Genomic DNA, 15,061 nt, shown 5'->3' on the forward strand with positions numbered 1-15,061 from the left:
CTGGCACCCCCAGCGCCGGGAACCCGTTACTCCGGGTTACCCCAGCTCAGAGGAGTAACACCTCAGGTCGCCGCGCCCAGCCCGCGATCCCTGGCCAGCAACAGCGCCTCCGAGCGGTTCGGGACGCCGAGCTTCGTCAGCACGTTGGCCACGTGGTTCCGCACGGTCTTCGGGCTCAACACCAACCGGCGCGAGATCGTCGTGTTGTCGTAGCCGCGGGCGACCAGGTCCAGGACTTCCCGCTCGCGGTCGGTGAGCTCCGGGAACGGCAGCGGCCCGGCCGTGCGCGCGCCGGACAGGTACGTCATCGCCCGCGCGGCCACCTGCGGTCCGAGGATCACCTCGCCGTTCGCCACCGCACGCACCGCCCGCTCGACCTCCGCCGGCGTCGCGCCCTTCAGCAGGTAACCCCGAGCCCCGGCGCGGACCGACGCGACCACCGACTCGTCGTCCTCGAGCATCGTCACGACCAGGACCCGCACGTCCGGCATCCGTCGCACGAGTTCCCTGGTCGTCTCGGTGCCGGAGTCGTCGCCGAGGTGGAGGTCCATGATCACGACGTCGACGTCCGGCCCGATCGTCGCCAACGCTTCCTCCCGGGAGGCCGCCTGCGCCACCACGTCCACCGCGTCGAGGCTGGCGAGCAGCGCCACCATCCCGAGGCGGAACACCGGATGGTCGTCGACGACCGCGACCCGGATCACAGCGGAAGCACCGCGGCCACCCGCGTCCCGTCGTTCGCGGCCGGACCGATCTCGAACGCACCGCCCTGCTCCTCGGCGCGCTCCCGCATCGAGCGGGTCCCGACGCCGGCGACCGCGTCCGCCCGGAAACCCGTTCCGTCGTCTTCGACGACGAGCCGGACGGACTGCGCGTCGATCGTCACCTCGACGTCGCAGCGGGACGCCTCGGCGTGCCGCGCCACGTTCATCACGGCCTCCACCACGATGCCGTAGACCGCGGTCGCCAGCTGCGGGGACAGCCCCTCGGCGCCCTCGCACCGCACCCGCACGTCGAGGCTGCCCTGGGCGTGCCGGGCCGCCAGCTCGGCGAGGGCCGGCGCGAGCCCGAGCTCGTCGAGGATCGGCGGGAGCAGGTTGCGCGACAGCGTCCGGACGTCGTTCACGCGGCCGTCCAGCTCGTCCTGGAGCGCGGCGAGCAGCGTCCCGGCCGCCTGCGGATCGCGGCCGATCAGGTTGCGGGCGCCCTGCAGACCGAGCCGGATGCCCGCCAGCGACGGCCCGAGCCCGTCGTGCAGCTCACGCCGGATGACCCGCCGCTCCTCCAGCCGGACCGACGTCAGCCGCTGCCGGGCGTCCGCCAAGTCTTGGGAGGCGCGGGCGAGCACGACGCCGGCCGAGACCACCGACACCAGTTCGTCGAGCGCGCGCAGCGCGCGGGTGTCCAGGGCCTCCCCCGGCGGTGCGGTCACGCTGAGCAGACCGACCTCGTCGCCGCGGTGCTCCAACGGCACCACCAGCGGAAGCGACGTCGCGGTGCCCCAGGCCGCCGCGCGCACGCCTTCGACGTCGAGCGTCACCGACTCCAGACGCAACGCGTGGCCGACGCTCTCGACCAGGCCGTTCAGTAGTTCCTCGGCGCTCTGGGCCCCGCCGAGGTGGCGCCCGAGGCGACGGACGGCTCGCTCCGGCTCTGCGGCGTCACCGTAGACCAACCGGCGGACGTGACGCTGCAACCGGAGCCGCGAGGGCTGCACCGCGACCGCGACCACCGCTGCCGCCACCACCTGGGCCAGGCCGTCGCCGGGGAGGAACCGGGTGAGCACCGCGGTCACCGCGGTGTAGAGCACGACCAGACCGACGGTGAGCAGGCCACCGAGCACGGTCCGGCTGATCGCCAGATCCAGGCCCCACATCCGCTGGCGCAGTACCGAGACGAGGATCGCCGCCGGGAACACGGCCTGCGCGATCAGGTGCAGGACCGGCGTCACCCAGATCGGCAGCGGGTAGATCACCGACGCGATCATCGGGACGAACGACAGCGCCATCACCGCGACGCCGACCGCCAGCCAGCCGAGCCCGATCCGCTCGTCGACCGGCCCGCGCCGCCAGCGCCAGGTGACCTCGGCGGCGGTCACCAGGCCGACGAGCACGACCGCGCCCGCGGAGACGAGGAACGGCGTGAGCGCCGCGGACACCTGCGCGACGATGAACGCGGTCGCTGCGAGGATCCCGGCGACAACACCGGCCCTGGCCGGCCATCCGAGCCGGTGATCGCGGATCAGCCACGGCACGATCAGGAAGATCGCCAGCGTGCCGGGCACCCAGCCGAGCGTCTGCAGCCACTCGATCACCACCATGCCGGGCACCGGCCGCCGTGCGTCGAGGGACTCGCAGGCGAACCCGAACGCGGCGAGGCCGCAACCGACGGACATCAGCGCGACCAGCCACGGCACCGGATGCCGACGCCGCGACAGCGTGAGCCCGGCGACGAGGCCGTACACCACGGCGACCGTGACGTCGACGAGGAAGTACCAGAGGTTGTCGGTGACCGGCGGGCGGGCCACGATCAGCAGCACGGTCGACACGCCGGCCAGCAGCCAGGAGACGATCGCGATCGTGGCCGCCGTGCGGGGTAGTCCGTCGGGCGCGCCGAGAGCGCCCGCACCGCCGTTGTGGCTGGTGAGGGCGCTCTCGGGGGAGATCGTCGATCGGTTCATGTGCTCGCCGACTGTACGGTCGGCTAGCCGTTAGCGAAGTCAGGAATCGGACCGTTCGCCAGTCCGCTCCCGACGGGCCCGGGCCGCGCGGGCCGCGGCGCGCGGCCGCCCCGCGCGGGCCGCTCCCGGGCGGGTCAGGCGCGGGGGCGGTCGGCGAGCACGAAGCCGAGCGCGGTGACCAGCAGCCAGATCGGCCCGGTGAACCCGGCCATGTACTGCACCGGCGAGACACCCAGGACCAGCGTGAGCCCGCCCAGGATCGCGCCCACCCAGCCGATCCAGCGCGGCGCGGCAGAGTGTCGCAGCGCCGCCGCGGCGATCGCGACGCCTGCCACGCCCGCGCCGACCCAGAGCCAGGAGATCGTGGCGACCCAGTGCGCGTAGAAGTCGGCGCTCTCCGGGACGAGCTCGCCCTCCGGCGCGTGGATGCCGAACACGAACTCGGTGGTCAGGCCGCTGCCGAGCAGGCCGGCGACGGAGACGAGACCGAGCCCGGACGACGCCACCGCGGGGAGCAGGCTGCCGACCGGCGCCTGCGCCTCCAGCCGACGCTTCAGCCCGGCGGCGAACACCAGCAGGAGCAGCGCGGTGACGATCGTGAACGTGTGGTTGATCAGGATCCAGGTCGTCTGGTCGGCCAGCGCCTTGACGACCTCCTTCGGCTTGCCGATCGTCTCCGGCAGATACGCGGCGTCGATCTGGAGGCTGGCCACGATCGACGCGAAGCCGGTGACGCCTGCGGCGAGGCCGGTGGCGGCCCACGCCCGGCTGTTCCCGACGTCCCTGCGCTGCTGACGCGGCGGCACTGCCGCGCCGGGGGTGGTGTACGTAGTCATGCTGCTGTCCCTGCTCCTCATGTCTCCGGCCCTGTGGGCGAGCCCCGAAACGCCGGGGCCGACCGGAGATCACGGTGCCGCGCCCGGCGTCCCGGGTTCGAGGGCGCGAGGCCCGAATACACGGGCCGTTGCCCGGGCCCCCGGCACGGCTGCCCGAGCCGGTGCCTGGGCCACGGGCACGGCTGCCCGAGCCGTTGCCCGGGCCGCCCGGGCCGGTGCTCGGCGCTAGCCGGGCAGGGAGCGGCCCAGACCCGCGTCGCGGGCGCGCGCCACGGCCTCGGCGCGGTCGGCCACCTGGAGCTTCGTGAAGACGTTCGACACGTGGTTGCGCACGGTCTTCGGCGACAGGAACAGACGCCCGGCGATCGCGCTGTTGGTCAGGCCGCGGGCGACCAGGTCGAGGATCTCCCGCTCCCTGGTCGTCAGCTCGGGGAACGGCAGCGCCTGGGTCCCACCGGAGGTGAACCAGGCCAGCACCCGGCTCGCGACCCCGGCGCTGAACACCACCTCGCCGCCCGCCACCGCCTCGATCGCCCGCGCGATCTCCGCCCGTCCCGCCCCTTTCAGCAGGTAACCGCGGGCGCCGGCGCGCATCGCGGCGAACACCGCGTCGTCGCCCTCGAGCATCGTGAGCACGAGCACCGCGGTACCGGGCCGCCGGTCGACGACCTGCCTGGTGGCCTCCATCCCGGTGAGCCCGGGCATCTGCAGGTCCATCAGGACGACGTCCGGCGCGGCGTCGTCGACCGCGGCCACGGCGGCGGCGCCGTCCGCGCACTCGGCCACCACCTCGACGTCCGGCATCGCGGCCAGTGCGGTGACCAGGCCTTCCCGGTAGAGCGGGTGGTCGTCGACGATCATCACACGGATCGTCATCGCACGGTCACCGGCAACTCCGCCTCCACCCGCGTGCCCTGCCCGTCGTCGCCGGGTCCGAGCGTGAACGTACCGCCGAGCTCCTCCGCACGATGCCGCATCGAAGTCAGCCCGACCCCGGTGCCGCCGAGACCGGCGGGCGCAGCCAGCGCGCCGAGGCCACCCGGCCCAGCCTGCGCCGCGGAACCGGCGGGGCCGCCGATCGCGGCGTGGCCGGCGGGCGCCGCGGGGCCGGCGGGCGCCGCGGGGCCGGCGGGCGCCGCGGGGCCGGCGGGCGTGGCGGGCGCGGTGAGGCCGCGGCCGTTGTCGGTGACCACCACCCGCACCCGGTCGCCGGTGTCCGAGCGGGTCACCGACACGCGCACCGCGCGCGGTTCCGCGTGCCGCGCGGCGTTGGTCAGCGCCTCCGCGACGATCCGGTACGCCGCCACCTCCACCGCGGCCGGCAACGCCGCCCCGGTCTCGACCACGACGTCGACCGGGAACCGCGGCGCGAAGCGGCTGCCGAGCTCGGTCAGCGCCCCGTCCAGCCCCAGGTCGTCCAGGGCGGGTGGCCGGAGCCCGTGCACCACACCGCGGACGTCCTGCACGGTCTCCTGCAGCCGCGGCAGCGCCCGATCGAGCAGCGCGCCCGCCCGGTCGGCGTCCGGGGGAAGCAGTTCCCGCGCGGTCTCGATCTGCAGCGCGAGCGCGGCCAGCGCCGGTCCGAGCCCGTCGTGGAGGTCCCGGTAGAGCCGTTTCCGCTCCTCCTCCCGGGCGCTGACCAGCAGTTCCCGGGAGCGGTGCACCTCGCGGGTGAGCTGGACGGCGTGCACCGCGATCCCGGTGCGGCGGGCGAGGTCGTCGAGCGCACGACGGCGTCGGCGGGTGGTACCTGCCCCGCGCGGCACGACCAGCTGCCCGACGTCCACCCCGGCGTAGGCGAGCGGGATCGTCTCGACCGGATCCGAACGAACACCGCTCGCCACCGTGCTGCCGTCCGGCAGGACGATCGCCACGTACGGCAGCCGGAGCGCCGCCGCGGCCGTCGCCGCCACGTCCTCCAAGAGCGTCCCCGCGTCCTGGACCGCCTCCAGCCGCTCGCCCAGCCGGGCGAGCACCGCGTACGGGTCGTCCGGTTCGCCGTAGACCAGCCGGTTGACCAGCGCCCGTACCCGCCGGTGGGCCGGTGCCAGCAACAGTGCGACGACGACGGTCGCGACCAGCGGCGCACCCGCTGCCCCGCCGAACAGCGTCCCCAGCAGGCCGACACAGAGCACGTAGACGCCGGCCAGCACTGCCAGGAGCGCGCCCCACAGCAACGAGCGCGCGACCAGCGCATCAACGTCCCAAAGGCCGTGGCGCAGTGCTGCGACCGCGAACCCGACCGACAACGGGACCATCGCCAGTGCCGTGACCGCGGGCCCAGCCGCGAACCCCAGCCCGAACAGCGCCACGCTGGCCGCGAGGCCGAGCAGGATCCAGCTGAGCCGGTCGCGGACCGGACCGCGCGCCGTCCACCACCGGTGCACCAGGCTGATCAGCGACGCTGCGACCGCGACCATCGAGAACACGTTCAGCGGCCACGCGACCTCCGGCCGCGCCGCGGCCGCCAACCCGATCGGGTTCTCCAGGCCGGCCGCGGCCAGCCCCGGCGCGCCCTGCGCATACGGATAAACCGCCCAGTGGACGCTGTGCGTGACGACCGCCGCGAGCGCCAGCGCGAGTACCGGCCACCACCGGCGGGACGCGAGCCGTCCGTCCGGCGCCAGCACCGGCAGCACCGCGGCGATTCCGAGGAGCGCCGCGACCCAGGTCCAGTTGGCCCACCAGAGCAGCACCGGCGCGATCCCCGGGCCGCCCGGCCGGTCGAGTGCCCAGACGCCGTACTCCAGCGCGGCCAGCACCCAGGCCCCGACCAGCCCGATGCCGAGTAGTAACGGCCCGATCGGCAGGCGTGGCCGCGCCGCGACCAGCCAGGCACCGGCGGTGCCGTAGCCGATCCCGATCGCGGCCAGCATCAGCCACCAGACGGTCACCCCGGGTGCGGCGGTCGCGTCGGCGTTCCGCAGGTGCAGGGCCACGCCGATGACCAGCGGTGTCCCCAGCGCCGCCGCGCAGCCGCCGACGACGAGCGGGAGCCGCCCGGCTCTCGGCACCTCGGCGAGCACAGCCACGGCGCTCATCGTCGCCGATCCGGCCGCGCGTGTCATGGGACACCAAGTCCCGTTCGGGCAGGACACCGCGGCCCCGCGCGAACGGGGTCGCCGGCTCAGGCGCTCGGGACGGACGCGAACCGAGGCTGGTGCGGACACCGACCACTCTCTCCGGAGGAACCCCATGTCCGTCGTTCTCGAAGCACCTCGCGTCCGGTCCGGCGCCGCCGCCGCGACCGCAGCGGCGATCTGCTGGATCGCGCTCGGTATCGACTCGGTCGCCCGTGGTGGCGCCGAGACGTCCCGGGACGTGTTCGTCCTGCTGCCCTGGGTGCTCACCGCGTTCGCGGTCACCCAGTTGCACCTCGCCCAGCGTCCGCCGGCCGGGCGCCGCACCTGGATCGAGCCGGTGGGCTACTGGGCCGTGATGGTCGCGATGCTGCTCACGCTGGTCGGCACCGCAGCGTGGCCGCTCGACATACCCGCGCTCCAGGTCCTCGGGTTCCCGCTGGGCGTGATGATCTGGCTGGTTGCGATGATCGCGTTCGGCTGGGGCACGGTCCGCGCGGGCGTGTTTCCGACCTGGGCCGGGGTGCTGCTCGCGCTGCTGGAGCCCGGTTCGATCCTGACCGGCCTGTTGCTCTCCCCGATCGCCGGGCTGGAGGACCACGGAAACTACTCGGCGGGCCTGGAGAAGGGTGTTCTTCTGCTGCTGCTCGCGGGTGCGCTGCGCAGGGCATCGGTGGGTGCCGCCGACACCGCGGAGTGAGCGGTATTAGCCTCTGCGCATGGCGATCTCCACCGAGGCGCACACCTGGACCACCGACGTCCTCGGCGCCCCGTACGAGCAGTACACGATCCCGCTCGGTAGCGATGACCAGGGTGAGGTCGTCGCCACGCTGGTCCGCCGCCGTGCGGACCGGCCGACCGGGCGGGCGGTGCTCCACGTCCACGGTTTTGTCGACTACTTCTTCCAGACCCACCTGGCCGACCGGCTGGTCGAGTCCGGATTCGACTTCTACGCGATCGACCTGCGCAAGTACGGGCGCAGCCTGCGCCCGCACCAGACGCCGTACTTCTGCCGCAGCTTGACCGAGTACTTCGCCGATCTGGACGCCGCTGTCCGGATCATCCGGGAGCAGGACTCGCACGAGACCGTGCTGGTCCATGCCCACTCCACCGGCGGGCTGGTCACGCCGCTCTGGGTGCATCGGCACCGCACCGAACGGCTGGTTGACGGGCTCGCGCTGAACAGCCCGTTCTTCGACATGAACCAGCCGCGGTTGGTGCGTGGGGCGATCGACTTCTTCGGGGCTCCGATGGGCACGTTCCGGCCGTACCAGGTGCTGCCGGCCCCGTCGTCGAACTTCTACGGGCGCAGCCTGCACCGCGACCACGCCGGCGAATGGGACTACGACCTGGCCTGGAAGCCGATGTCCGGGGTGCAGATCCACGCCGGGTGGCTGCGGGCGATCCGGAACGGCCACCGCCGGATCGAGGCCGGTCTGGCGATCGAGGTCCCGATCCTGGTGGCCTGCTCCACGGCGACGTTCCGGTCGTCGCGCTGGGACGAGTCGGTGCTGCGTACCGATGCCGTGCTCGACGTCGAGCACATCGCCAGCCGTGCGCACCGGCTGGGTCGGCAGGTGACGCTGGTCCGGATCGAGAACGGTGTGCACGACCTGGCGCTGTCCGCTCCGCCGGTCCGGGAGCGGTATCTCGAAGAACTTCTACGCTGGGTAGAGACCTACGTTTGAGCCGGAGTAGCGTCGGGTCGTGTACCGCTTCCTGCTGAGCCCGAAGTGGGTTGCGTCGTTCCTGCTGTGCGTCGTGGCCGCGGTGGTCTGCGTACGGCTGGCGCACTGGCAACTCGATCGGCTCGACCAGAAGCGCGCGATCAACGATGCGATCACCACGGCCCGCGACGCGTCGCCGGTGCCCGCGTCCTCGCTGAACGACGAGCCCGAGTACACCCGGGTCCGGGCCACCGGGCAGTACGACGTCGCGCGCGAAGTGCTGGTGCGCAACCGGACACAGGACAACAAGCTCGGGTACTACGTGCTCGCGCCGCTGCGCACCACCGACGGCCCGGTGCTCTGGGTCGTCCGCGGTTGGGTGGCGGCCGGTTCCGGTGGCGCCACGTCGATTCCCACGTACGGGGCGGCGCCTGGTGGCACCGTCACCGTGGTGGGGCGGGTACGCGAACCGGAGAGCGGCTCGATCGGGTCCGTGCAGGTCAGCGGCCACAACCTGATCACCCGAATCACGCCGGAAGCGTTGCAGGCCGACGGTGAGCCTGCCTACGACGCGTTCGTCGAGCTGATCTCGTCGACGCCGGCTGATACTTCGCTCAGCGCCCTGCCTGCGCCGGACGACCTCGACGAGGGCCCACACTTGGCCTACGCCGTTCAGTGGTACCTGTTCGCGGGGATGTTCCTCGTCGGGTACCTGGTCCTCGCCCGCAACTACGCACATCGGGACGACGCCCCGCGCGCCACCGTCGACGCGGATCCGCCCGCCGTGCCTGCCGAGGCTCCTTAGACCGCGTTTCCCGGGCGTCGCTCTCGCGAGTGTCGGGGTGGTCCGCAACGGAGCTTGGGCTCGTAGCCCGTGGCCTAGGCTTCGCTCCATGGCGCCGATGCTCGAAGGCTTCACCCAGTTCGACTTCAGTCATCATGGCAAGACCCACCCGGTCTACCGAGCAGGCACCGGACCCGCGGTCATCGTGATTTCCGAGATCCCCGGCATCACGCCGAAGGTGCTGTCGTTCGCACGGCGGGTGGCCGATCTCGGCTGCACGGTGTTCCTGCCGTCGCTGTTCGGGATCCCCGGCCGCGACATCGACGGCAAGGCGCTACGCACGGCGATGCGGAACGTCTGCGTCTCCCGCGAGTTCACGATGTTGGCCCGCGGCAAGGCGTCGCCGGTGACCGTATGGTTGCGCGCGCTGGCGAAAGAGGCGCACGAGGAATGCGGCGGGCCGGGCGTCGGCGCGGTCGGGATGTGTTTCACCGGCGGGTTCGCGCTGGCGATGGCCGTGGATCGCCGGATGCTCGCGCCGGTGCTCGCCCAGCCGTCGCTGCCGTTCCCGGTCGGTGCCGCCCGAAAGTCCGACGTCGGCCTCGACACCGCGTCGCTGGCTCGGGTAAAGGAGCGCTGCGCGGACGAGGGGCTCTGCGTGTTGGGGCTGCGCTTCACCGACGACAAGTTCGTGCCCGCGGAGCGGTTCGCCCGGCTGCGGCGGGAACTCGGCGACGGTTTCGTCGGGGTGGAGATCCCGTCCTCGTCGGTGCCCAACGGGTCGCAGCCGGGTGGGATGGCGCACTCGGTGCTCACCGAGGACCTCGTGGACGAACCGGGCCATCCGACGCGGGTGGCCCTGGACCAGGTGCTGCAGTTGTTCCGCGACCGCCTGCTGCCCTGAGCAGGGCACGGCTGGGCGCGGGGCGCCGGGCGCCGGGTGCGGGGCGCCGGGTGCGGGGCGCCGGGTGCGGGGCGCCGGGTGCGGGGCGCCGGGTGCGGGGCGCCGGGCGGACGCTGGCTTGAGTCTCGGCATCCGGGCACGTCCCACCTGTCGGGAGCGCTAGCCCGATTCTCGCGCCACCCGTGCCCGCTTAGTCCCCGAGCGTCGGAATCCACGGCGGCGGACAGGCGAAGCGGGCGCGTTTACGCTGGCTATAGCCGCCCTAATCGCGCCCGCTTCGGTCCGCTCCCGGGATGAAACGCGGATCGGGTTCAGCCCCGGCTCAAGGCCGCGTAGCGAGAGGATTCGGCGGCTGGTCAAGTCCTTGCTCGGCGGGGTCACTCGCGGTGCCGGGTGCGGAGCGGGCTGCCCACCTGGTGGACGAGGGGTCCGCTGGACGGGAATGCGGCTGGGGGATTGTCCGATTTCCGCGATCCTGCGGGTCGTTTACTGTCGCTGTGTCTAGTTCCCGGAGTGGGCTGTTGAAGCGCTGCACAGTTTGTGCCGTCAGAGGGGCACAGAATGTGCAGCGCCTCCACACGGTCGACGCCGCGCTCGGGGCTGACGTCCGGTCGGGTGGCCTTGAGGCCGGGCCGGACCAATCCGCGTTCGTAGCGGCGGCATTCCGGGGCCCACCCGAGAGGATAAATCCGCAACACCGTCCCCCACGCAACGCCGAACAGCCGGGGGGCCGCCACCGCGGGGCCGATCCTCTACCGCAGCGCAGCGGCCGGAGCGACGACGAAAGGCGCCCGCCCTCGATGGGGCGAGCGCCTTTCATGTGGCATCAGCGGCCGCCGTTGCCGTTCTCGTGCATCACGTCGCCGTGCGCACGGGCGTCCCAAACCAGGGTCGGTCCCGAGCGGAGCACGGTCGGCTGGTCGTCCTCGTCGCGCCCGTCATACGGATCGCGCGGATCGTACGGGTCACGAGCGGCCCGCGGGTCCCGTGCAGCACGCGGGTCGCGCCCGTCACGGGGGTCCCGAACGTCGCGGGGGTCGCGAGCGTCGCGCGGGTCCCGAACGTCGCGGGGGTCGCGAGCATCCCGCGGGTCCCGAGGGTCACGCGGGTCCCGAGCGTCGCGGGGGTCGTACGGGTCGCGAGGGTCGTACGGATCGCGGCCGTCGTAGGGGTCGCGTGCGTCCCAGTCACCACGCGGGTCGCGCGGGTCGCGGTCACGGGGGTCCCGGAAGTCACGCGCGTCGCGGGCGTCCCGCAGGTCGCCGGGTTCCATGGGCCATTCGGGCGTGCCCGGCCAGCCCCCGGCGAGCGGCGGCGGGCCGGAGGGCTGCCCGTACGGTTCGCCGTACGGGCCGGCGCCACCCGGCATCGGACCGCCGGACGTCGGACCGCCCGGAACCGGACCGCCTGGAATCGAGCCCGGCCCACCCGGAACCGGACCGAAGCCGCTCGGAACCGGACCCGGACCGCCAGGAACCGGACCCGGACCACCGCCCGGAATCGGGCCATCGCTCGGAAGCGAGCCCGGGCCACCGCCCGGGACCGGACCGGGACCACCAGGCATCAGTCCGGGGCCGCCCGAGCTGGGGCCGCCCGAACCGGGGCCCAGCGGGCTGGGGCCACCGTTCGGGCCGGGGCCGCCGGGGCCGGGGCGCCGGTCATCGAAGCCGCGACGGCGGTCCCCACGCTCACCGCGGTCCCACTCGGCGGGCGGCGGGGGCGGCGGGATGTCCCACTCGCTCCCTCCGAACCCGTCCGGACGACGGAACGGCGCATCCGAGTCCTCTCGGCGTCCACCGAAGTCGGACGGGCGCGGGACCGGGCCGCTGGAGTTGGGACCGAGTCCGACCGGGCTGCCCGGGCCGCCCCCCGGAACCGGACCACCGCCCGGAATGGGGCCACCGCTCGGAAGCGGACCCGGACCACCGCCCGGGATCGGACCTGGACCGCCGGGGATCGGGCCGGCGCCGCCGGAAAACGAACCGGGGCCGCCAGGACCGACCGGGCCAGGGCCGAGCGGGCCGGGACTCACCGGGCCGAGTCCGATCTGGCTGTTGGGACTAGTGGGGCCGTTCAGCCCGCCAAGTCCGTTCGGGCCTCCGGCACCACTCGGGCCGTTGGGGCCGCCGGGACCATTGGAGCCGCCGGGACCGTTCAGCCCGCCGGGGCCTCCCGCGCCGCCGGGGCCGCCGGAGCCACCGGGACCACTCAGGCTGCCAGGCCCTCCCGGACCACCAAAGCCGTCCGGCCCGTTCAGCCCGCCCGGACCGTGGAGCCCGCCGGGGCCTCCCGCGCCACCGGGACCGCCGGAGCCACCGGGACCACTCACGCCGCCGGGGCCGTTCGGGCCGCCGGGGCCGCCGCTCGCGCCGAACGGGCGGTCGGACGGCGTGGTAAACGGCGAGTCGCCGGGCGGAAACGACGGTGCCGGGTGCGATCCGGTCACGCTGACCCGGCCGGTGTTGGCCGGGCGTCCGTTCCGAGGCCGCACCGCGGGGATCTCGCTGGTGGCGTCGTCCATCTCGTCGTACGGCTGCGACCGCGGCGGCGGCGGACCGGAGCGCGGTGAGACCGGCGGACCGCTGACCGGTCCGCCGAGCGCCGAAAGCTCACCGGTCGGGCGCTCGAACGAACGGGGCGCCGCGCCCCCGCGGCCGAACGGCGAGTCCGATGTCGACGATTGATCGCCCGAGTCTCGGGGTTCCCGCAGCTCGCGAACCCAGGCCGGCAGTCGGTCGGGGCCCTCCGACAACACTGCAGTCGCCTGGTCGGGACGGCCGTCCGAGAAATCGTCCGGGAAGGGGCGGAACTGGTCCGGGCCCTGAGGGCCGCGCGGGTCGGGACCCAGCTGCTCGGAACGCGGCCCCGGCTCGCCACCGGGACCCCGGTCGCCGCCCGACCCGCGCTCGACACCCAGCCCACGCTCAGCCCCTGGACCCCACTCAGGACCGGGACCACGCTCAGGACCGCCGGGGCCGCGCTCGCCACCGGGACCACCCCCGAAACCACCGAGACCGCGCTCAGGTCCTCCGGGGCCACGCTCGCCGCTGAGGCCGCCAGGGCCACGCTCGCCACCGGGGCCACGCTCGCCACCGGGACCACCGGGGCCACGCTCGCCACCGGGACCGGCGGGGCCGCGCTCGCCGCTGAGGCCGACCAGACCACTAGGGCCGCGGTCAGAACCGCCAGGCTCGCCGCCGGAACCGCCAGGTCCGCGGCGTGCGGCGGCTTCCTCGATCGGGCCACGGCGCGCGGCGAGTTCTTCGATCGAGCCGCGGCGACCGGAATCGTCCCGACCGACCTCACGCAGACCCGGCTCTCGCGCCCCGATGTCACGGGGACCACCGTCGCGGGGAGCGCCCGGCGGCGGGCCGAACTCCGGCGGAACACTCAGCACCGCGGTCGGCGGCGGACCGATCACCGGCGGCTCGCCGAGGCCGGGACCCGCATCACCTGCGGAGCCGCCCGACACCGGCCGGTCGCCCAGGTGTGCGGCCGGCGCGCTCGGCTCCGGACGGCCGGTGCCGGGCGGCGGAGGCAGCACGCTTCCGCCCGGACCAGTCGCAGCGGAACTGTGGCCGGAGGCGTCGGGACCGGCCGGGCCGCCGGCAGCCGGGAAGGTCACCCGGCGCGGCTTCTCCGGCGCGGGACGCGCGGAACGCTCACGCTCGCTGCCCGATGGTGCCGGACGACGCGGCTGGCCGAGCCGCACAGCCGGGTCGGCCGACGGCTCGGGGGGCGTCGGCGGCTGCCCGTGGCGTCCGGTGGACGGCCTGGGCGGGAACGGCTCGTCGTCGATGCCGGTCAGCGTCGCGATCGGATCGTTCAGCGGGTCGGCGGCGCGGACCGCGGTGGGCCGGTCGTTCGACTCGTCGTCGTTGGCGGCGTGCGAGGCAGGGGCGCCGAGCCGGCGGACCGGAGCGCCGTCCGGAACTCCACGGCGACCCCGCTCGGAACGCTCGGCTTCGGGACGCGGTGGGGCTCCCTCGTCAGAAACGACGCTCAGCCCCACGGGAGGCGAGACCGGCCGAGGCGCCTCGGGGCGGCTCGGCCCGTCTACCCGGCCCGCGCCATCAACACGGTCGGCGCCCTCACCACGACCAGGCCCATCAACAGGCCCCACCCCGTCAAGGCGACCCGGCCCGTCAAGGCGACCCGGCCCATCGAGGCGACCCGGCCCATCGAGGCGACCCGGCCCATCGAGGCGGCCGGGCCCATCAGCACGGCCTGCCCTCTCAGGGCGGCTTGCCACGTCAACGCGGCCGACCACATCCGGACGGTCCGCTCCATCAGGACGACCAGCGCCCTCAGAACGACCAGCGCCCTCAGAACGACCAGCGCCCTCAGAACGACCCGGCCCATCGGGACGACCAGCACCTTCAAGACGACCAACGCCCGCAGAATGACCCGGCCCATCGGGACGGCCAGCGCCCTCGAGACGACCCGGCCCGTCAGGGCGGCCGGCGCCGTCGAACGAACGACCAGCGGCCTCGGAACGACCGATACCCTCAGAGCGACTCGGCCCATCGGGACGGCCAGCGCCCCCGAGACGACCCGGCCCGTCAGGGCGGCCGGCGCCGTCGAACGAACGACCAGCGGCCTCGGAACGACCGATACCCTCAGAGCGACCCGGCCCGTCGGGACGGCCAGTGCCCTCGAGCGAACGACCGGCGCCCTCGGAACGTCCGACGCTCTCAGAGCGACTCGGCCCCTCGGCACGTCCGACGCCCTCGGAGCGACTCGGCCCATCGGAGCGACCCGACCCCTCAGCACGAGCGAGGCCCTCAGCGCGACCCGGTCCGTCGGAGTGAGCGACGCCCTCGGAGCGTCTCGGGCCGTCGGGGCGACCCGGCCCGTCGGAGCGGCTGGCGCCCTCGGAGCGGCTGGCGCCCTCGGAGCGGCCCGGCGCCTCGGAACGCACAGCGCTGTCGGAAAGGCCAGCACCCTCGAGACGACCCGGCCCGTCAGGGCGGCCGGCGCCGTCGGACGAACGACCAGCGCCCTCGGCACGGCCCGGAGCGTCACCACCGACCACCGTCAGACCGGGACCGCGAGCCGGCGTCACCGGCTCCACACCGGTACGCCGGGCAGCACGGCCCCCACGCGGAAC

At 74.2% G+C, this 15,061-nt stretch carries 12 protein-coding genes; 5 read left to right on the forward strand and 7 right to left on the reverse strand.

What is annotated here, in order from left to right; all coding sequences use genetic code 11:
- Positions 1-62: 62 nt before the first annotated feature.
- From BUB75_RS16100 to BUB75_RS16120, 5 genes are all read right to left on the reverse strand, one after another.
- Positions 63-704 (reverse strand): response regulator, encoded by a 642-nt coding sequence (locus BUB75_RS16100; protein WP_073257908.1) that lies wholly within the window; start codon positions 702-704, stop codon positions 63-65.
- Positions 701-2,680, reverse strand: coding sequence for a sensor histidine kinase (locus tag BUB75_RS16105; protein ID WP_084741257.1), 1,980 nt, complete (start codon positions 2,678-2,680; stop codon positions 701-703). The genes BUB75_RS16100 and BUB75_RS16105 overlap by 4 nt, the downstream gene beginning before the upstream one ends.
- Before the next feature lie 134 nt (positions 2,681-2,814).
- Entirely contained in the window at positions 2,815-3,516 is a 702-nt protein-coding gene (locus tag BUB75_RS16110) for a hypothetical protein (protein WP_073257910.1), read from the reverse strand.
- Between the two features lie 225 nt (positions 3,517-3,741).
- Entirely contained in the window at positions 3,742-4,392 is a 651-nt protein-coding gene (locus tag BUB75_RS16115; RefSeq protein ID WP_178379880.1) for a response regulator transcription factor, read from the reverse strand.
- A complete protein-coding gene (locus tag BUB75_RS16120) occupies positions 4,389-6,557 on the reverse strand; it encodes a sensor histidine kinase (RefSeq protein ID WP_073257912.1) in 2,169 nt (722 codons plus the stop codon). Before BUB75_RS16120 ends, BUB75_RS16115 begins: the two co-directional genes overlap by 4 nt.
- Positions 6,558-6,711: 154 nt before the next feature.
- On the opposite strand from BUB75_RS16120, the gene BUB75_RS16125 reads away from it, so the two are divergent.
- The 4 genes from BUB75_RS16125 to BUB75_RS16140 all read left to right on the forward strand — a co-directional run bounded on the left by BUB75_RS16125 (position 6,712) and on the right by BUB75_RS16140 (position 9,951).
- Positions 6,712-7,296, forward strand: coding sequence for a hypothetical protein (locus BUB75_RS16125; RefSeq protein ID WP_143175238.1), 585 nt, complete (start codon positions 6,712-6,714; stop codon positions 7,294-7,296).
- Positions 7,297-7,315: 19 nt separating this feature from the next.
- A complete protein-coding gene (locus BUB75_RS16130; protein WP_073257916.1) occupies positions 7,316-8,284 on the forward strand; it encodes an alpha/beta hydrolase in 969 nt (322 codons plus the stop codon).
- A gap of 19 nt (positions 8,285-8,303) precedes the next feature.
- Positions 8,304-9,068 (forward strand): SURF1 family cytochrome oxidase biogenesis protein, encoded by a 765-nt coding sequence (locus BUB75_RS16135; RefSeq protein WP_073257918.1) that lies wholly within the window; start codon positions 8,304-8,306, stop codon positions 9,066-9,068.
- Positions 9,069-9,156: 88 nt separating this feature from the next.
- Entirely contained in the window at positions 9,157-9,951 is a 795-nt protein-coding gene (locus BUB75_RS16140) for a dienelactone hydrolase family protein (protein WP_073257920.1), read from the forward strand.
- Positions 9,952-10,777: 826 nt separating this feature from the next.
- Here the strand turns inward: BUB75_RS16140 and BUB75_RS16145 are convergent.
- The gene (locus tag BUB75_RS16145; RefSeq protein ID WP_073257922.1) at positions 10,778-11,320 is read right to left on the reverse strand and encodes a hypothetical protein; all 543 of its coding nucleotides are present in this window, start codon (positions 11,318-11,320) and stop codon (positions 10,778-10,780) included.
- A gap of 1,021 nt (positions 11,321-12,341) precedes the next feature.
- On the opposite strand from BUB75_RS16145, the gene BUB75_RS16150 reads away from it, so the two are divergent.
- Positions 12,342-12,635, forward strand: a complete 294-nt coding sequence (locus BUB75_RS16150) for a hypothetical protein (protein WP_073257924.1) — start codon at positions 12,342-12,344, stop codon at positions 12,633-12,635.
- 1,372 nt (positions 12,636-14,007) lie between these two features.
- Here BUB75_RS16150 and BUB75_RS45205 read toward each other — a convergent pair.
- Positions 14,008-14,367, reverse strand: a complete 360-nt coding sequence (locus BUB75_RS45205) for a hypothetical protein (RefSeq protein WP_143175239.1) — start codon at positions 14,365-14,367, stop codon at positions 14,008-14,010.
- Positions 14,368-15,061: the final 694 nt, after the last annotated feature.

The organism is Cryptosporangium aurantiacum, from assembly GCF_900143005.1.
Taxonomy (GTDB): domain Bacteria; phylum Actinomycetota; class Actinomycetes; order Mycobacteriales; family Cryptosporangiaceae; genus Cryptosporangium; species Cryptosporangium aurantiacum.